General features: G+C 44.7%; 16 protein-coding genes. 9 read left to right on the top strand and 7 right to left on the bottom strand.

Annotated elements, in window-relative coordinates; genetic code table 11:
• Nucleotides 1-184 precede the first annotated feature (184 nt).
• The 9 genes from dnaE to VXQ92_RS08030 all read left to right on the top strand — a co-directional run bounded on the left by dnaE (nt 185) and on the right by VXQ92_RS08030 (nt 13796).
• Nucleotides 185-3757: a DNA polymerase III subunit alpha gene (dnaE, locus tag VXQ92_RS08070; RefSeq protein ID WP_416681058.1), complete on the top strand. Its 3573-nt coding sequence runs from the start codon at nt 185-187 to the stop codon at nt 3755-3757.
• A 37-nt stretch (nt 3758-3794) separates the two neighbouring features.
• Complete coding sequence (locus VXQ92_RS08065) at nt 3795-4643, top strand: RNA methyltransferase (RefSeq protein WP_144723939.1); 849 nt, start codon at nt 3795-3797, stop codon at nt 4641-4643.
• Complete coding sequence (cysE, locus tag VXQ92_RS08060; protein WP_416681105.1) at nt 4619-5452, top strand: serine O-acetyltransferase; 834 nt, start codon at nt 4619-4621, stop codon at nt 5450-5452. The genes VXQ92_RS08065 and cysE overlap by 25 nt, the downstream gene beginning before the upstream one ends.
• A 120-nt stretch (nt 5453-5572) precedes the next feature.
• Nucleotides 5573-6529: an ABUW_2363 family tetratricopeptide repeat lipoprotein gene (locus tag VXQ92_RS08055; RefSeq protein ID WP_064102024.1), complete on the top strand. Its 957-nt coding sequence runs from the start codon at nt 5573-5575 to the stop codon at nt 6527-6529.
• A gap of 119 nt (nt 6530-6648) precedes the next feature.
• On the top strand, nt 6649-8655 hold the full coding sequence (locus tag VXQ92_RS08050; RefSeq protein WP_416681057.1) for an esterase/lipase family protein: 2007 nt from the start codon (nt 6649-6651) through the stop codon (nt 8653-8655).
• A 336-nt stretch (nt 8656-8991) separates the two neighbouring features.
• Nucleotides 8992-11625, top strand: a complete 2634-nt coding sequence (gene mutS / locus VXQ92_RS08045; RefSeq protein WP_416681056.1) for a DNA mismatch repair protein MutS — start codon at nt 8992-8994, stop codon at nt 11623-11625.
• Nucleotides 11626-11829: 204 nt separating this feature from the next.
• The gene (gene fdxA, locus VXQ92_RS08040) at nt 11830-12153 is read left to right on the top strand and encodes a ferredoxin FdxA (RefSeq protein WP_000144889.1); all 324 of its coding nucleotides are present in this window, start codon (nt 11830-11832) and stop codon (nt 12151-12153) included.
• A gap of 134 nt (nt 12154-12287) precedes the next feature.
• Nucleotides 12288-12998: a D-Ala-D-Ala carboxypeptidase family metallohydrolase gene (locus tag VXQ92_RS08035; RefSeq protein WP_064095974.1), complete on the top strand. Its 711-nt coding sequence runs from the start codon at nt 12288-12290 to the stop codon at nt 12996-12998.
• Between the two features lie 132 nt (nt 12999-13130).
• Nucleotides 13131-13796 (top strand): O-methyltransferase, encoded by a 666-nt coding sequence (locus tag VXQ92_RS08030; RefSeq protein ID WP_064095973.1) that lies wholly within the window; start codon nt 13131-13133, stop codon nt 13794-13796.
• Between the two features lie 168 nt (nt 13797-13964).
• On the opposite strand, the gene VXQ92_RS08025 is transcribed toward VXQ92_RS08030, so the two are convergent.
• The 7 genes from VXQ92_RS08025 to VXQ92_RS07995 form a co-directional block, all read right to left on the bottom strand.
• Nucleotides 13965-14807 carry a universal stress protein gene (locus VXQ92_RS08025; protein WP_064095972.1) on the bottom strand — a complete coding sequence of 281 codons (843 nt, stop codon included), beginning with the start codon at nt 14805-14807 and terminating at the stop codon, nt 13965-13967.
• A gap of 190 nt (nt 14808-14997) precedes the next feature.
• Nucleotides 14998-15615, bottom strand: a complete 618-nt coding sequence (locus VXQ92_RS08020) for an acyltransferase (RefSeq protein WP_064095971.1) — start codon at nt 15613-15615, stop codon at nt 14998-15000.
• Nucleotides 15608-16207 carry an IMPACT family protein gene (locus VXQ92_RS08015; protein WP_064102019.1) on the bottom strand — a complete coding sequence of 200 codons (600 nt, stop codon included), beginning with the start codon at nt 16205-16207 and terminating at the stop codon, nt 15608-15610. The genes VXQ92_RS08020 and VXQ92_RS08015 overlap by 8 nt, the downstream gene beginning before the upstream one ends.
• 268 nt (nt 16208-16475) lie before the next feature.
• The gene (gene lptB, locus VXQ92_RS08010; RefSeq protein WP_064095969.1) at nt 16476-17219 is read right to left on the bottom strand and encodes an LPS export ABC transporter ATP-binding protein; all 744 of its coding nucleotides are present in this window, start codon (nt 17217-17219) and stop codon (nt 16476-16478) included.
• Nucleotides 17219-17785, bottom strand: a complete 567-nt coding sequence (lptA, locus tag VXQ92_RS08005; RefSeq protein ID WP_064095968.1) for a lipopolysaccharide transport periplasmic protein LptA — start codon at nt 17783-17785, stop codon at nt 17219-17221. The genes lptB and lptA overlap by 1 nt, the downstream gene beginning before the upstream one ends.
• On the bottom strand, nt 17769-18317 hold the full coding sequence (gene lptC / locus VXQ92_RS08000) for an LPS export ABC transporter periplasmic protein LptC (protein ID WP_416681054.1): 549 nt from the start codon (nt 18315-18317) through the stop codon (nt 17769-17771). Before lptC ends, lptA begins: the two co-directional genes overlap by 17 nt.
• Nucleotides 18318-18350: 33 nt before the next feature.
• Complete coding sequence (locus VXQ92_RS07995) at nt 18351-18890, bottom strand: KdsC family phosphatase (protein ID WP_064102017.1); 540 nt, start codon at nt 18888-18890, stop codon at nt 18351-18353.
• Nucleotides 18891-18893: the final 3 nt, after the last annotated feature.

Here is an 18893-nt window from a genome sequence, read left to right as displayed (position 1 = left end):
AAGGGGTTTTGTTACTTTTGACCCGTCAAAAGTAAAAGAAAATATCTACTAACAACTAAATAAATAATCAGCTTAAAAAATCAAATTTAAACTCGACCTAAAAGTTAGCCATTTCCCCTCAATTTCAGACTGAAACAATAAATCCCGTGCTAAACTATCGAGTGGTTTTTGCAGGGACTTATTTATGCACTTTGTTCATCTTGGTATTCATACAGAATTTTCGATTACAGAATCCATCGTACGGATACCAGACCTGGTCAAAGCTGCTGCTAATGACGAGATGCCAGCACTCGCGCTAACCGATTTGTCTAATCTGCATGCCGCAGTCAAATTCTATAAAAAATGCCTGGATAAAGGCATTAAACCGATTCTGGGTTCTGAAATCCGCCTGAATGATGCCGAACATCGTGTCACCCTGCTTTCCATGACCAACAAAGGCTGGCGCAACCTGACTGAACTGGTCTCTGAAGGTTATATTAGCGGCCAGCAGCTTGATATTCCTTGCGTACAGAAAGATTGGATATTAAACCAACACGATGACATGATTGTATTGCTGGGTATGCAATCTGATGTCGGCAAAATGCTGATTACCTCAAACCCCGATAAAGCTGAACCTTTACTCCAGGAATGGGTAGAAAAATTTGGTAATCGCGTATATTTAGCGCTTACTCGTACAAGTCGTCCTAATGAAGACCTTTTCATTGAAGAAGCGGTCAAACTCGCCAAAAAATATAATATCGGTGTAGTCGCACATAATGATGTGCACTTTATTGCACGCGAAGATTATGAAGCGCACGAAGCACGTGTCTGTATTGCAGATGGTTATGTGCTGGGTGACAATCGCCGTCCTAAAACCTATAGCCCTGAACAATATTTTAAAAGCTCAACAGAAATGGTAGAGCTTTTCTCGGATATTCCAACCGCAATTGAAAATACCTTCCATATTGCAAGACGTTGTAATGTTGCCCTACGACTGGGCTTTAATGACCTGCCAGACTATCCGATTCCGGAAGGTCATACCATTGGCAGTTATTTCACCCATTTGTGTGAAGTCGGTCTGGAAGAACGCCTAGACTTTCTGTATCCACCTGAACAACGTGGTGAGGACTGGCCGGAAATCCGTCAACCTTATGATGAACGTCTGGCCTTTGAAATCAAGATTATTCTGGACATGGGATTCCCGGGTTACTTCCTGATTGTAATGGACTTCATTCAATGGTCCAAGGGTAATGGTGTACCAGTGGGTCCTGGCCGTGGTTCAGGTGCCGGTTCTCTTGTAGCTTATAGTTTAAAAATTACGGACCTTGATCCACTCCGTTATGACTTGCTATTCGAACGTTTCCTAAACCCGGAACGTGTTTCTATGCCCGACTTCGACGTCGATTTCTGTATCGCCGGTCGTGACCGCGTGATTGATTATGTCGCCCGTACTTATGGCCGAGATGCAGTTTCCCAGATTGCCACCTTCGGTACCATGGCGGCGAAAGGTGCGATTCGAGACGTTGCACGTGTCCTGGGTAAATCCTACGGTCTGGCCGACCGTATTTCCAAAATGATTCCGACCAAGCCTTTGGGCTTAAGCCTGGAAGAATCCTTAGAAGCAGAACCGCAACTGAAAGATGTGGTTACCAATCCATCCAACCCGGATTATGAAGATGCTTCTGAAATCTGGGAAATGGCGCTGAAGCTTGAAGGTATTACCCGGAATACCGGTAAACATGCCGGTGGTGTAGTAATTGCACCAACCAAACTGACTGACTACTCAGCCGTAATGTGTGATGCCGATGGTACTGCACGTGTTGCCCAGTTCGATAAGGACGATGTCGAAGCTGCCGGTTTGGTGAAGTTCGACTTCCTGGGTCTGCGTAATCTGACCGTAATTGAAGACGCGGTTAAAAATATCAATAAACGCATCCAGAGCGATAAACCGCTGGATATTGCCTATATCCCGCTAGATGACAAAGATGCTTATCTGGTCTTTGCTGAAGCCAATACTACGGCGGTCTTCCAGTTTGAATCCGTGGGCATGAAAAAGATGCTGAAAGAAGCACGCCCAAGTAAATTTGAAGAGATTATTGCTTTCGTATCATTATACCGTCCGGGTCCAATGGATCTGATTCCTGACTTTATTCACCGTATGCACGGCGGTGATTTTGAATATCTGCATCCCCTGCTAGAAGGCGTATTAGAGCCGACTTACGGGATTATGGTCTATCAGGAACAGGTCATGCAGGCTGCACAGTTTTGTGCCGGCTATACCCTCGGTGGCGCGGACTTGCTGCGTCGTGCCATGGGTAAGAAAAAGCCTGAGGAAATGGTCAAGCAGCGTAAGATCTTCATTGAAGGTGCTGCGAAAAAAGATATTGATGAAGCTACTGCTAACCATATCTTCGACTATATGGAAAAATTCGCCGGCTATGGTTTTAACAAATCGCATGCGGCAGCTTATGCACTTGTTGCTTACCAGACGGCATGGCTGAAAGCGCATTATCCCGCTGAGTTCCTGGCAGCGGTGATGTCTTCGGAAATGCAGAATACCGATAACGTGGTATTCCTGATTGATGACTGCCGCAAGAATAATCTGGAAGTATTACCACCATCCGTCAATATGTCGATCTATCAGTTCCATGCTCCCGATGAGAAAACCATTGTCTATGGTCTAGGAGCGATTAAAGGCGTCGGTGAAGCGGCCATGCAGTCAGTGATTGAATCACGTCAAAAAGATGGTCCATATAAAGACCTGTTTGACTTCTGTCACCGTATTGACCTGAAAAAAATCAATAAACGGACTTTAGAAGCCTTGATTCGCGCCGGTGCTTTGGATTGCTTGGGTATCGAGCGTGCAGACCTAATGGCACAGCTCCCTGAAGCAGTTCAAGCTGCAGATCAGGCTCGCCAGAACCGTGAAACTGGTATCATGGACCTGTTTGGTGAGGTTGAGGAAGTTCAGCGCAAACCTTCCAAACCAGTTAAACCGTGGGCAGATGAAGTTCGTCTTAAAGGTGAAAAAGATACTTTGGGCCTGTATCTGACTGGTCACCCGATTGACGTTTACCGTAATGAGCTGAAAGCCTTTGTCCCGTGTCAGATCAATGAACTGACACCTACCCGTCGTGGTGTCACCACCGTGTTTGCAGGACTAGTGGTGGATATTGCCAACTTCCCGAACCGCATGATGATGACCCTGGATGATGGTACGGCACGGATTGAGATTTCAGCCAATCACGAACGCTTTAACCGCTTTAAAGAAGTTATCCAGCTCGATAAAGTCGTGGTGATCGAAGGTGAAATCTATGAGCGTGAAGGCTTTGACCGTCCGATGGGACGTCTGACCAAAGCTTTTAGCCTGAACGAAATCCGCCAGAAACGTGCCAATAGTATCAAGATTACCCTGCAGGTGGCACATTACAGCAAAACGCTTAGCCGCGACCTGCAACACATTCTGATGCCTTATACCAATGTGGATATGAGCGCTCATATTCCCGTGATTTTATATCTGGATTATGACTATGCAAGCACTGAACTGCATCTGGGGTTAAGCTGGAAGGTCGCGCCACTGGATGAACTCTTAGCCAAATTGCGTGACTATTTTGGTAAAGAAGCATTGCACATTGAATATCAGGTCAAGTCCAAAGCTGCCAAAGCCGTGTCTTATGAACAGGCCAAGCCGATAAATGTTCCTGCGCCACCAACTGGCATGAGTATGGACGATGCTCTGGCACAATATGAAGCTGAGTCTCACCCCCAATATTCATAAATCCTGATCTTTAAAAAACCTTAAAATTGGAATCCTCATGAGTCAAATTGACAATGCTGCTGTTTCAGCACATCTCTCCCATGTGCGTATTGTCATGGTTAATACTACCCTGCCTGCCAATATCGGCAGTGCCTTACGTGCCATGAAAACCATGGGCCTATGCAAACTGGTACTGGTCGCTCCAAAAACCTATCCACATCCGGATATTGATGCGCTGGCTGCGGGTGCGACTGATCTGATTGAACAGATTGAAATTGTCGACACACTCGAAGAAGCGATCAATGATTGCCAGATCGTTTTCGGTACCAGCGCACGTAGCCGTACGATTCCCTGGCCACTTCTGGATGTTCGTCCTGCTGCTGAAAAAGCACTTTCAGCTGTGGTTCAAGAGCACCAGGAAATAGCAATTCTGTTTGGCCGTGAAGACCGTGGTTTGACCAATGAAGAGCTGGCGATGGCCAATTATCATCTCACTATTCCGGTGAATACCGACTACGGCGTATTGAATGTTGCGCAGGCAATACAGGTGATCTGCTATGAACTGCGCATGGCTGCACTGGATCAGGTGGAACATCCGCGTGATCCCAAAGCTACCATGCAGGTCATTGATGGCATTGAAATGGAATGGGATGAACCGCTGGTAACCCATAAAGAGATGGAGCAGTTTTATCCACATCTGGAAAAAATGCTGGCAGAAATTGAATTTATGGACCCAAAAAATCCAAGATTATTGCCTTTACGCTTGCGTCGTCTCTTTGGACGTATACAATTAGATCGTATGGAATATCATTTACTTCGTGGTATTTTCAGCCGTGTTCAGGCCTTGAACAACGGCACCTGGAAAAAATCTTCAAAAACATCATCACAGGACGAGGATCAAATCTAATGCTGAAACAGCTCAAAGAAGATATACAAGCTGTCTTTGCGCGCGATCCTGCAGCACGCAATACTTTAGAAGTCTTAACGACTTACCCAGGCATACATGCACTGATCATGCATCGCATGGCACATGAGCTATGGAATAAAGACTATAAAGGAACTGCACGTGCATTGTCTTCGTTCAGCCGTTTTGCTACGGGTATTGAAATCCACCCGGGTGCAAAAATTGGCCGTCGTTTCTTTATTGATCACGGCATGGGTGTCGTGATTGGAGAAACTGCAGAGATTGGCAACGACGTCACCCTGTATCATGGCGTGACTTTGGGTGGAACCACCTGGAATAAAGGCAAACGTCATCCGACTTTAGAAGATGGCGTGGTGGTCGGTGCCGGTGCCAAGATTCTCGGACCATTTACTGTGGGTAAAAATGCCAAGGTTGGTTCTAATGCAGTAGTTACCAAAGCCGTACCTGAAAATGCTACCGCTGTAGGCAACCCGGCACGTTTGATTATCAAAGACAAACCCAAAGATGATGCTGAAGCGCGTCGCCGCGACTATGCAGAAAGTATTGGTTTCCAGCCTTATGCAGCCACTGAAGACCAATCTGACCCAATTCTGGAAGGTATGCGAATTTTGCTGGATCGTATTCAACAAAATGAAAAGCGCATGAACAACTTGTGCAATCGCCTTTCTTTGTTAGATCCGACCTTTAACAAGCAGCAGCAAGATAACCAGCCTTTGAGCAAAAAAGAGTTGGAGATTCTGGAAGAAGCGCGTCGTGAATGTGAAGCGCAGACCAGCCAATCCAAAGCCTGAATCTAGCTTTAGTTCTGTAACACAGGTTTACTTGCATGACCGTTATAGTTTTCATAGACTGACTGTCATGCTATTTATGTACTTGGCTGTTTTTAAAAAATAACAGAATGGACGAATATTATGACCTTTAAGCCCTTGGCACTTGCTTGCTTAACACTCAGCATTGCGGCGTGTTCAACTATGCCCCAAAAACAGTCTGCATCAAAACAATCGGAAGAATTTGTTTTTGTTGAACCGGCTATTACTCCTCCATTTTATGCGTTAAATCCTTTTAATTATAATGAACCGCCTCTCTTTGAAGTGCATTTGCAAAAAGCTGCAGCCCAGCCTGTAACCAAGATGGTGGTGACAGACCCGAATGATCCATCCAAGCAGTTGACGCTAGATGTCAATAAACTGATTATTCCGACGGTGGACAGCAATACCCGGACTATGCGTTATGCTGCGCTGGCAAATGACAATGAAATCGATATCACTGAAATCGATGATTTCCTGCAAATGGTCGAAGGCAAGGCACGCCATTATCCACCGCGTTTCAGTGATCGTCAGGAACGCCGTGGTTTTGAAGCCAAACTGCGTGACGTCAGCCAGCAGCTGGATACTCTAGCTGCCCGTCCAAATGCTTCTTTTGATGTTTTGTTGCGTGCTTTTAAAGCCAGCGTGATGGGACGCAATCTGGATCTGGGTTCAATTTATACAACCAAGTCCCTGACCTACGCACAACGCATTCTGCGAGTGAATCCAGATGATCCTGAAGTCAACTTCTGGTTCGGATTTGGCCTGTCTGAAGGTGGCGGTCAACGTGAAGCGATTCCATATCTGGATAAAGCCATGAAAGCAGGCGTTCAGGAAGCCTATCTTTCTGCAACCAATAACTATATTGCCTTAGAGCATAAGAAAAATGCCATTCAGACCTTAAGCAACTATAAAACCAAATATCCACAAGAAGCTGAAGTGGCCGACCGTTTGATTCAGGAAATTGAAAATAATGGCCGCTGGAATGTATGGCAAGTCATGCAGACCTCCACAGCAGCGCCGGCAAATCCTGGTTCAACACCAGCCCCTGCTACACCTTAATCAACACTTCTGTTTTCTGATTACAAATAGACTGCTACGGCGGTCTATTTTTATGAGAAAAAATTAGTAAAATACAAAACATTACTCCGCTTTACAGCCTGATTTAGTGAAAAGTTTTTATGCCTCAGAAAATTAATAAAAGATTAATACTTTGCACTTTACTCATCACCAGCGTACTCAGCGGCTGTCAGGTGGTCAGTGTTAAGGAACAGGCCGTTAATGTCACACTCAACAATGAACGTGACAGTATATTGACCCGTGACAAGCTCAGCGAAGCCAGCCTGAATGTATTGTCCATGACTGGACGTGAAGCACAGATCTGTGTTGAACAGCCTGAAGAATGTGTGAATGACCTTAAAGATATTCCTCAGATTTTAGATGAACAATTACTTTCTACAGCAAGTGAACTATATCTGGCGAATGCCTTGCAAAATGCCAAGTCAGCCGAGTGTAATACCAGTGTTCTGAGCAAAACCCGGTCACAGGAAAAACAGCAGCTGCAAAAACAGAATATCCAGAAATGTCTGGATCAGCAGCTAACCATGCTGGATAAAAGCATTCGTTATAGCTATGCCTATCTGTTCAAAACTGAGCGCGCACCACAAGACCGTATTTTTGATAACCGCCAGGTCCAGATCCGTGATTTTTATAACCTGGCAATTGCCCATCTGATTCAGCGCTATGCTGAACGTTATGAAACCAAACGTTCCGGCCAAAGAATTCAAGTCGGCGACAGTATCTACACCCTTGATCTGGAAAATTTTCCGCAGCTGAAAAACCAGACTATTGAACAGCTCATGTCTACCTATAACATGAACTTTTCAGGCTTGCGTTCCATTACCCGTCGTGATGGTTTTGGTTCAGAATTTTTAGTGGTTTTACCAGAAGAACAGCAGTCTGAGCAGGATAAAAAATATATTGCCGATCCGCTCAAGCACAAATACCCTAATGGCATAAATCCCAATATTCATTCAGCGCGATATCTGGCCACGACTATCACTGCGGTACCCAAATCAGCAAATTCGACTGAACAGATTTTATCTACCTCGGAATTTTACCTGAAACTACATGATCCTTATAAACATGAAAAGATAAAGGTTGCTTCAAAAGAATATGCGCTGGCTGCCAACTTTTCAGCGCCCTACGGTTTATGGCTAGCCGAAAACAATCTGGGGCGTTTAGCCTATCTGACCCTGATTAATCGCGAAGACAGTCTGAGCATGCCACACCTGTACATGCTGGAACCGTATAATCCGAACAAGAAAGTGCTGGTATTGATTCATGGCCTGGCCAGCAGTCCTGAAGCCTGGATTCGTCTGACCAATGATATTATGGGTGATCCGGTATTAAGGGAAAATTTCCAGGTCTGGCAGGTATTTTATTCAACCAATATGCCGATTCTGGAAAGCCGTTTTCAAATTAATGCACTGGTTCAGCAAAGCTTTGCCCAGGTCGCGAACAATGCTCCAGCCAAAAAAGATGCGGTACTGGTCGGACATAGCATGGGAGGTGTGATTGCCCGTTTAATGGTCAGTCAGGCCGATATTACCCAAGATGCATTTAAGCTGGTACAAAATACCCGCATTGCACAGTTTAAGGATAATCCGTTATTTAAAGCCCGCCTGCAAATGCAGCCTATTCCGAACTTTAACCGGGCCATTTTCCTGGCAACCCCACATCGTGGAACGGAATATGCCGATCGCTGGCATACCAAACTGGCCCGTAAAATTATCCGGATACCGGGTGCATTTTTGGGTGCCTTTGCCGATACCCTGCAAGGTGAGATCGGGTTAAAGGAGTTTGTTAAAGAACTGGGGCATGACCTGATTCAAAATGGTCCGAGCGATCTCAGTGAAAATTCAAAATTTACTGCATTAACTGAGGATATTCAGCCTTCTAAAAATATCAAATTTCATTCTATTATCGGCAATACCGTAGATACGCAAGATACCAAGCTCATGAGCGATGATATTGTTTCATATGAGAGTGCTTATCTAAATGGTGCTGTATCCAACAAGGTCATTAAGGGCGGCCACTCGATTCAGGAAACGCCTGAAGCCGTGCTGGAATTGCGCCGGATTCTCAGATTACATCTCTCAGACCTCGGTCTTTATGATCCAGAATAAATTATCCTCTTGATTTATCTTAACCACCGCATGTTCGCATCCGGTGGTTAATTTTTTAAAAAAATACAGATGGGATATATAAAAACTCATCGCGACAGATCGGGGGCGCTAACTGCAACATTCCCTTAGAATTTCCTTTCTTTCTAAAAATTAAATTTGATAGACTTGCTACAATATAACTTGAAGCTGAATTGAATCAGCAGATTCATTTCACATTTTCGGTCTCTTGCACTCCACCATATGAGACGGGTCTGACTGAAAATCTGCTTTAAATTTTCCTGCATAGCCTATTGCACAGTATTTGCATTTATCTCTTGTTGAAAGGATTTATTTTTAATGACCAGTTCAGAAATTATGGCTGATCTTTCTACCTTAACGCCCATGATGCAGCAATACATGTCAGTAAAAATGCAGCATCCGCACTCATTGATGTTCTATCGTATGGGTGATTTTTATGAACTGTTCTTTGAAGATGCACACAAGGCAGCCAAGATTTTAGGCATCACCCTGACCCATCGCGGTAAAGCCAATGGTCAGCCGATTCCTATGGCGGGTGTGCCTTATCATGCAGCCGAGGGCTATCTGGCACGTCTGGTCAAAAAAGGCGAAACCGTGGTGATCTGCGAGCAGATCGGCGAGGTTACTGGCAAAGGACCGGTTGAGCGTGGTGTAGTTCGGATTATTACGCCTGGCACTCTGACTGATGATGCCATGCTCAGTGCACATCAGAGCTCGAATCTGGTGGCTTTATGTATTCAGCAGAATCAGATTGGTATTGCACTTCTCGATCTCAGCGCTGGCTTATTTAAAGTCCAGCAGCAAGATTATGATATTAATCAGCTCATGATTGAACTGGCGCGTTTGATGCCAAGCGAAATTCTGCTGGATGAAAATATCGCTGATCCGACATTGACCGAACAACTCAAACAACAACTGGATATCTCGGTCACCAAACGTCCCGATGTCGACTTCAACCTGAACAATGCGCAAAAAACCTTATGCGACCAGTTTGCCGTCAGCACGCTTTCAGGTTTCGGGATTGATCATTTACCTTTGGCCAAAGCAGCCGCTGCAGCTTTAATACATTATGCCAAAGAAACCCAGAAAACGGCATTACCGCATATCCGCACGATTCAGCTAGAACAGAGTTCAGATTTTATTGCGCTGGATCCAGTGACACGCCGCAATCTGGAGCTGATTGAACCTTTATTTGAACATGGTACTTCGCTATTCCAACTGATCAATGATTGCCAGACTGCTATGGGTGGACGCCTGCTTAGTCGCACCCTGATGCAACCTTTACGCGATACTGCCCTGCTGGATGAGCGCCTGGATGCTATCCAGGCCTTACTTCAAGGTTTCCATGAAGTGCCTGTACGTTTGGTCCTTAAAGAGATTAGCGATATTGAACGTGTGCTGAGCCGTATTGCACTTGGCAGTGCCCGTCCACGTGATCTGGTGCAACTGCGTCAGGCCTGTGCGCAAATTCCATTTTTACGCCATGCCCTGCAACCGATTGTCAGTCAGCAGCAGTCCCAGCTTTTAGTACAGCTCAATGAAGAACTAGGCGACTTCCATGGTCTGCATCAACGCCTGATGTCAGCCATTGTCGAAAATCCACCCGTCCTGCTACGTGACGGGAATGTGATTGCAGAAGGTTTTGACAGTGAACTGGATGAATTGCGACAGATTCGCGATCATGCCAGTCAGTTCCTGATTGATCTGGAAATCAAGGAACGTGAACAGAGCGGCATTCCCACCCTAAAAATCGGCTATAACCGCGTTAGTGGCTATTATATTGAGTTAACCCGCGCGCAGGCTGCACAAGCACCCGAGCATTATATCCGCCGGCAAACCCTGAAAAATGCAGAACGTTATATCACGCCTGAACTGAAAGCCTTTGAAGATAAAGTCTTATCCAGTGAATCACGTGCTTTGGCCCGTGAAAAAATGCTGTTTGAAATGCTGCTGGATGAGTTACGACAGGATATTGGCAATCTACAGATGATGAGCAGCGCCATTGCTCAGATTGATCTGATTGCGAATTTTGCCCATCAGGCACGTTTACGCAACTGGTCGCGTCCAAAATTCAGTCCTGAAGTTGGTGTAAGTATCACTGCCGGACGACATCCGGTGGTAGAGTCCCTGAGTAAAACAGCCTTTACCCCAAACGATACCCGACTGGATTTTGCCCATCGGATGGCCATCATTACCGGTCCCAATATGGGGGGTAAATCCACATTTATGCGCCAAACTGCATTAATCGTACTACTGGCTTATTGTGGTGCCTATGTTCCAGCGCAAGCTGCAACTTTAGGTCCGGTTGACCGTGTCTTCACCCGGATTGGTTCTGCCGATGATTTATCGACAGGCAAATCCACCTTTATGGTGGAAATGACCGAAACTTCGCAAATCCTGCATCATGCTACCAGTCAGTCTCTGGTACTGATGGATGAGGTTGGTCGTGGAACCAGTACCTATGATGGTTTGTCACTGGCCTGGGCCTGTGTGCTGGATCTGACCAAACGCATTCAATGTCTATGTCTGTTCGCAACGCATTATTTCGAACTGACCGAACTGGGCAAGGAACCGGGAATTGATAACTACCATGTCACCGCCAAAGAGTTGAATGGTAACCTGATTCTGCTGCATAAGGTACAGCCTGGACCAGCCAGCCAGAGTCATGGCTTGCAGGTCGCCAAACTGGCAGGTATTCCGGCTACAGTGATTAAAGAAGCACAAAACCGCTTGAAGATTCTGGAAAAGCAGCATCAGGTCAAACCTCGGAGTCCACAGCATGACCTGTTTGCGATGCCTGAAATGATGGAGCCTGTAGAACATATCATCGAAATTGAGAAAGAGTCGCCTGCACTGGACTTGCTTGAAGATATCGATGTGGATAGCTTGAGTCCGCGTGAAGCTTTGCAGCAGTTATATGCACTCAAAGATCTGCTCAAACAGCCAAGTTAATTCTTGACCCTAGACCTCATCTGGCATGGGGTGAATGTGCTAAGAATACCGATGAGAGACACAATTCATCGGTATTCTCCCTTTTTTCAAATTTAACAGCCCTATATATAACAAATATCAATAAAAGGAATTGTTAGTTCCCCCTGTTTTTGCCTAAAATACAGTATTCGTAATTAGAACCATATTGTTTAGGTAGCTGTCGCCATGACCTTCGTTGTCACTGAAAATTGTATTAAATGTAAATATCAAGACTGTGTAGAAGTTTGCCCTGTAGACTGTTTCTATGAAGGTCCTAACTTCCTCGTAATTAACCCGGACGAGTGTATCGACTGTGCGTTATGCGAACCTGAATGTCCGGCAAATGCAATTTTCTCTGAAGATGAATTACCTGAAGGTCAGGAAGTCTTTATTGAACTAAATGCTGAACTGTCGCAAAAGTGGCCAAACATTACACAAATTGGTGAGCAACCAGCCGACCGTGAAGAATGGAATGGCAAACCAGATAAATTGCAATATCTTGAAAAGTAATTATTTTAAATTTAAGAGATCAGCATATGCTGATCTTTTTTATACGCTTTGCACACATTTCATTGCAATATTCTCCAAATTTCTCCTTACATTTAGTCTAAAATAGCGCTATTTATAAATATCTGATTGTATAAATGATGAATTTTGCAAAGGGATTATTGAGTCTTTGTATAATCCCTCTTGTTTTTGTGGGCTGTACTACTGCCACAAAACACCCTGCACAGCCCGCGGGAAAACGGATTTATATTCCCCAAGAACGTGTGCAGTTTGACCGTAAAGCCTACCCTAAAACTATTCCTTATGTTTATACCCAGTGGGTTTCATCTCTGGATAACCTGGCGCGCGTACGTGAGTATGAAGTCTTTCTTGAACGTCATGGCGTTGGTAATATTATTCCAAGTTTTGAGTTGATGCGTACTGCACGTGACTGGGCCAAGTGTGGCCGTTCCCAATACATGATCCCAAGTCGGGAATTATGGGCCAATCAGATACCGACTTTAAAAGTGTTTAAATATCTGATTGCAGCCAATGTGTTGACTGATTTTGAAGTGACTTCAGTCTATCGCGATCTGCCTTTGAACCAGTGTGCCGGTGGTGCCAATTCTTCACGTCATCTATATAACTCTGCCATTGATTTCCGGATTGGACCAGAATATCCGCAGGCAGAAGACTATGCCTATATTGAAAATACCAAGTTCAAATTGTGTCAGTTCTGGGCTCAGCATGGCCAAAGTCTGAATATGGGACTCGGCATGTATGCTTCAGGTCAGATCCATATCGATACCCAAGGTTACCGTACCTGGGGGCCGAGTTTGGGGCGGAATTCCTCAATGTGTAATTACTAAGTCATGACACCTGCTACACAAAACCCCTCGTGAGTTTTGTGTAGTTTAAAAAATCACCACCTACAGAACAATAAATTGCGCTCTGCCGCGAAAAGTTTAAAATGCAGGCATCACAATCAAGGTGCCAAGACTATGCAACAAATGTGGACAGACATTGATCACTATATTGATTCACATTTAATTCCTGAAGACCCTATTCTGAATCAAACTCTGGAAAACACTGCCGCGCACGGTTTTCCTGATCATCTGGCTGTAGCACCGAATCAAGGCATGTTGTTGCAGATGCTGATCCAGATGAACCAGTGTAAACGTGTACTGGAACTCGGCACATTTGCAGCATATAGCACCATGTGGCTGGCGCGTGCCTTGCCGGATGACGGTTATATCCTGACCATTGAAGGACGTGACACCCATGCGGCAATGGGTCAGGAAAATATTGACCGTGCCCAGCTCAAACAGACCGTTGAACTTAAATGTGGCCGTGCAGCAGACGTGCTTAAAGCCCTGCCTGAAGACACTGAAGCTTTTGATTTTATCTTCATTGATGCAGATAAACAGAGTTATCCGGAATATCTGGAACTCAGTTTAAACCTGTCGCATTCAGGTACGCTTATTTTTCTGGACAATGTGATTCGTGCTGGCGAGATCATTAATCCGGACAATAAAAAGCCAAGTATTGAAGGCATTCGCGATATGTTTAAAGCCCTGCAAAATCATCCACGTATATTGTCCTGTACTGCTTTACAGACGGTTGGTAGCAAAGGACATGATGGTTTCGCACTCGCGATTGTTAAATAAAAGCAGAAGAGCAAAAATCACCCAATACGATATTTCTTATAAATAATATATACTTATAAAAATTAACCACAGAGTTATCCACAATATATGAGGATAACTCTGGTCATTTTTAACTCAAGCTGTAACAATTTACGATTAGACTCCGCACCTGGCAATCTTTTGCAATTCTCACTTGGCAACCAGCAAAGGAACTTTGGAATTACGGAAAATTGTGGTTGCAATACTTCCTAAGAAGAACTGGTGGATTTTACTGTGACTGAATGCGCCAAGCACAATCAGTTGAATCCCCTGTTCCTGCTGATAGGACAAAATATTTTCTGCAACATCACCATAGCGATATTGTGGTACCACCTCTAAGCCAGCCTGAGTTAAATATTGCAAAGGTTCATTCAGAATTTCAGCATGATCACCGACATATAACAGATGACATTGCAATAAGCGTAGCAAATCGCTTTCTGCAATCCGTTTCATCATCTTGATGCAAGTGGGTGAATATTCATAGGCAAAAATAAAGCGTGTCGGTGGCTTAAACTGTTCTCCGACTGTCATGACGGTACAGTTAGCCCCACGAATAAAGTTTTCGACATTGGTGCCAATTGGTTTGTTTTTTTCAGCTGAACGTTCGCCGAGCAAGCCTATCACCGCAATATCATCAGGCTGCAGAATCTGGAAGCTTTGTTCCAGAAAATCGCCCTTTTCCTGAATGTGTGTGGTGTGAATACCATGTTCTGCCAGAATCCGTTCAGAAATGTGCTGCAGCAGATTATTGCTATAATCCAGCGCGATTTCACTTTGTTTTTGTTCAAGTTCAGCCAGCTCTTTCAGTAACATGGCGTTACTTTCAAAGCCAATCACTCCACTGATTTCCCCTAAATGATAACTGGCAGGGTAATAATCCAGAACCTGTAACAAGACCAGTTCACGGCCAGTCTGTTTGGCAATCCATGCAGCTGCGTCTGCCAGCGCGTTTATACATGGGGATGAGTCAATGCAGGCAATGACACGTTTCATGTTTAGCCTCTCTAGTTATGATAAAAATTTCTTAGTTATTTTTAACTTAGCATAAGCATTCAAAAATGTGCAGCAAAATCTGTAAGGCTTGAATTGAAATATGTTAACTTTTATGTGAATAAATATAGATCGCTAAACCTATTTTTCTACTCGTTCCAACTTTTATTTCAAACCGTTGACTTCAAAAAACTTATTCACGATAACGAATCAATCTAGCCGGATTTCCGGCGACAATTGCACGCGCTTCAACATCCTTGGTCACCATACTGTTCATTCCCACCACAGCCTGATCTGCGATTTTAATTCCGTCCTTGATACCCACGTGTGCACCTAGCCACACATCCCGGCCGATCTCGATGCCTTGTGAGCGCACCGGTTGCTGATAAATTGGCTGCTCGGGATCCATCCCGTGATCAAAGGCATAAAGATGACAATAAGCAGCGATACGTACCTGATCATGCAGTTTAATCCCTACCCGACCGCCATCCAGAATACAGTGATGATTAATCGCCACTTCATTCCCAATGTCCAGTGGACCATGCAAGGTGCAATCTGCGGCAATAAAGGTATTATCACCGATGATGATTTTGCGCCCCGGTTCGGCAAAGATATGTGCCAGTGGTGAAATAAAACAGTTTTCACCAATCTCGATGGTTTCCATCTCCATCAGATAAGCCTGATATTCCTTTTGCCATGCTTCTGCCCAACCGCGATTTTTGGGCTTTAAGGACCAGTACAGCCAAGGCATATAGTTCAGACGATGTTTATGCTGCTCACGATATTTCAGTAATGGATCTACGTCAGTCATCTGTCGCTTCTTCAATAATTTTTAACTGTTCCCGGCCACGCGTCACATCCTGAACTTTCAGGGCAAAGGGTTGAATTTGATGTAATTGAAATAAGGCGCTAACCTGCACACCTTCGGCTGTATATTCTTCCTGATAATCGATTTGCTGCTGATTCAATTCATACTGGAATATGGCCCACTCATTAAATTGACAGGAAAATTGCACCTTTTTCTTTTCAATCAGTTCAATTTTTTCTGCTAATAGCAAGCATTGTCCAGCGCAACCCCCATAGGCTCGCACCAAGCCTCCTGTTCCCAGCTTGATTCCGCCATACCAGCGATTGACCAGTACCAGCACATTGGTCAGTTCATTACCCTCAATAGTCGCCAGTATCGGACGTCCTGCAGTACCTGAAGGTTCACCGTCATCATTAAAGCGTACCTGATGACCAATTTTCCAGGCCCAGCATTGATGTGTGGTGCTTGGATCACGATAAGCCTCCAGAAAATCTTTCACCTCCTGCTCATTTTCAACAGGGGTAGCAAAGGCCTGAAAGCGGCTTTTTTTGATATCTTCCTCAAAACTGACTAGGCTGGCAATGGTAAATGGCATAACTTCAGGCTTTAAACTCTTACTGTTGCAGTATACCCGCTTTGTACAGACAAATAAAAAGCCTCTCCAAGGAGAGTCTTGATTTTACTCGATTGTTTTGAAAGGCTTTAAAAATCATCAGATCCGGGAAACTTGCATTCTTGCCTGTTTTTTACTCATTTTTCTTCTTCGGCAAGGACATTGAATGCAATGGTTCTTTGCCGCTAATTAAAAAACCTGCATCTGACAATTGAAATCTGATGCAGGTTTTTTATAAAGTAAGAGACATTTAAACAGTGAAATCATCACCCAGATAAACTTTTCTCACGGTCTCATTCGCCAGAATTTCTTCCGGTGTACCTTCAGCAATCACTGCACCTTCACTGACAATATAAGCATGTTCACAAATCGCCAGTGTTTCACGGACATTGTGATCGGTAATCAGCACGCCAATACCCCGATCTTTCAAGTTGGTAATAATATCCTTAATATCTCCAACCGAAATCGGATCGACACCGGCAAAAGGCTCATCGAGTAGCATAAATTTAGGATCAGCAGCCAAGGCACGTGCAATTTCGGCACGACGTCGCTCACCGCCGGACACACTCATTCCCAAGGAATCTTTAATATGGGTAATTTTAAAGTCCGCCAGTAGCTCTGCCAGACGTTGCTGACGTTGGGCCTTGGTCAGCTCTTTACGGGTTTCCAGAATCGCCATGATATTTTCTGAAATCGTCAGCTTCCGGAAGATTGAAGCTTCCTGCGGCAAATAGCCAATCCCTTTACGTGCCCGCTCATGCATGGCCAGGTCGGAAAGATCCAGATCATCCAGATAAATTTCGCCCTTATCCATCCGTACCAGCCCAACAACCATATAAAAACTGGTGGTTTTACCAGCCCCGTTTGGGCCCAGCAGTCCCACAATCTGGCCACTTTGCATACTGAACGATACATCTTTGACGACCCAGCGCTTATTATAATTTTTCGCCAGATGCTTAATGGTTAAGGTCTGAACCTGCTGCGATTGCTCCATTAATCACGCGCTCCCGGGAAGGATTTTGAAGTAGACGGTGGAATCACGATTTGTACACGGCCTGAAGAAGAACCAGTCTTGTTTGGAGTTCCTGTGGCTTCGATATCGCCTTTATTCATGCTGTACTTTAAAGTTGTACCGCGAATACTGGCACCATCCTGTTGCAGGAAAGCATTACCGGACAAGGTAATAATGCCTGTTTCGGCATTATAGACAATTTTTTGTGCCTGACCTTTCGCCAGACCTTTGTCCGGATCTACTTTTTGCTGAAACTGTGCCGGACTGCCTGTCGCCGTAATGAGGCTGATCTGGCGTTTACTGTTCAGATTAGCCACAATCGAATTGGCTTGCAGCTTCATGGTGCCCTGTTCAATGATGACATTACCAGAATAAGTCGTCACACCCGTCCGCTCATTAAAAGTCGCGCGGTCAGCCAGCAAGGTAATTGGCTGATTACGGTCAGATGGCAGCGCAAAAGCAGTGATTGAACCGAGTCCAACCACAGTCGCTAGCGTTATACGCTTTAGGAAAGTGTGCATCATTTTGGCTTTAGGAGTTTGGTTCATACTTTCCTCGAATATTAAAGAATTCGTATTGACCATCATTAAGATTGGCTTTAAGACCCTGGCTGACAAATTCAGCCTGTGGAGATTCCACAATCACTGTCTTGTCTGTTTCAATTTCGCGTATTTTCGGAAAAGCGGTCAGTTCTTCAGTACGGAACTGCATTTTCCCATTTTGCATGATTTTGGTGGCGAGCACTTCTTGAGAGAGTACAACTTTTGTATTGTCATCATAACCATGCGCCATTTTGGCAAAGAAAGTGGCATCGATTTTACCATTGTCATAAGTCGATGCTCGCAGATTTTCCAGCTTTGAGGTTTCTAGCTGCAGATTCTGCTCAAGTCGATCCACTTGGGCACGAACCGACACCTGGCCTGATTCATCTGTCTGGGTTAAGTTAATATTTTGAGCGGAATAGGTCATGCTGCGTGCAGAGTCTGCCTGCAGCTTGTTACCTTTGCCGCTGTAATAGTAATAACCACCACTTATTGCGGCAATAATCACAGCCGTAATGTATAAAACTTTAGTATCCATAAGCGGTGTACTTAATCCAAAAGATAGGACTTATTAATAAGGTGCACGAATATATTTTTCAAGTAACTCTTGGTACATGCCTTTGGACATTAACAGCATGTCGCAGATTTCACGAACCGCACCGCGACCACCGTAGGCTTGAGTGACCAGATCGGCCCGACGGCGAACTTCGACATGACCATTAGGCACTGTCACTTTCATGCCCGCAATGGCAAAAGCAGACAGATCAGGCCAGTCATCACCCATGTACAGGCAATCTTCAGGATCAATGTTAAGCTGTGCACATGCTTCACGAAGAGCTGTGCCTTTATCTTCACGGCCCTGATAGACCAGATCAACACCCAGATCTGACATACGCTTTTCAACAATACGACTTTGACGACCGGTGATAATAATCACCTTGATTCCCGCCTGCTGAACCAGTTTCATGCCCAGACCATCACGAATATCAAAGGATTTAATCTCGTCACCCGAATTAGTCAAGGTAACAAAACCGTCACTTAAAATACCATCGACATCAAGCACCATTGCTGCGATATGACGTGCCTGCTCTAACAATACATAAGATGCCATCTA

Source organism: Acinetobacter sp. 228, from assembly GCF_048147885.1.
The sequence above is the reverse complement of the archived record's forward strand: the minus strand, read 5'-3'. Positions and strand labels throughout refer to the sequence as shown.

Bases quoted from the DNA above. Each gene is read 5' to 3' on its own strand.
- mutS (WP_416681056.1), top strand. From the start codon at position 8,992: ATGACCAGTTCAGAAATTATGGCTGATCTTTCTACCTTAACGCCCATG.
- lptB (WP_064095969.1), bottom strand. From the start codon at position 17,219: ATGGAGCAATCGCAGCAGGTTCAGACCTTAACCATTAAGCATCTGGCG.
- VXQ92_RS08055 (WP_064102024.1), top strand. From the start codon at position 5,573: ATGACCTTTAAGCCCTTGGCACTTGCTTGCTTAACACTCAGCATTGCG.
- VXQ92_RS08015 (WP_064102019.1), bottom strand. From the start codon at position 16,207: ATGCCATTTACCATTGCCAGCCTAGTCAGTTTTGAGGAAGATATCAAA.
- VXQ92_RS08030 (WP_064095973.1), top strand. From the start codon at position 13,131: ATGCAACAAATGTGGACAGACATTGATCACTATATTGATTCACATTTA.
- VXQ92_RS08065 (WP_144723939.1), top strand. From the start codon at position 3,795: ATGAGTCAAATTGACAATGCTGCTGTTTCAGCACATCTCTCCCATGTG.
- lptA (WP_064095968.1), bottom strand. From the start codon at position 17,785: ATGAACCAAACTCCTAAAGCCAAAATGATGCACACTTTCCTAAAGCGT.
- VXQ92_RS08025 (WP_064095972.1), bottom strand. From the start codon at position 14,807: ATGAAACGTGTCATTGCCTGCATTGACTCATCCCCATGTATAAACGCG.
- lptC (WP_416681054.1), bottom strand. From the start codon at position 18,317: ATGGATACTAAAGTTTTATACATTACGGCTGTGATTATTGCCGCAATA.
- VXQ92_RS08035 (WP_064095974.1), top strand. From the start codon at position 12,288: ATGATGAATTTTGCAAAGGGATTATTGAGTCTTTGTATAATCCCTCTT.
- VXQ92_RS08020 (WP_064095971.1), bottom strand. From the start codon at position 15,615: ATGACTGACGTAGATCCATTACTGAAATATCGTGAGCAGCATAAACAT.
- VXQ92_RS08050 (WP_416681057.1), top strand. From the start codon at position 6,649: ATGCCTCAGAAAATTAATAAAAGATTAATACTTTGCACTTTACTCATC.
- dnaE (WP_416681058.1), top strand. From the start codon at position 185: ATGCACTTTGTTCATCTTGGTATTCATACAGAATTTTCGATTACAGAA.
- VXQ92_RS07995 (WP_064102017.1), bottom strand. From the start codon at position 18,890: ATGGCATCTTATGTATTGTTAGAGCAGGCACGTCATATCGCAGCAATG.
- fdxA (WP_000144889.1), top strand. From the start codon at position 11,830: ATGACCTTCGTTGTCACTGAAAATTGTATTAAATGTAAATATCAAGAC.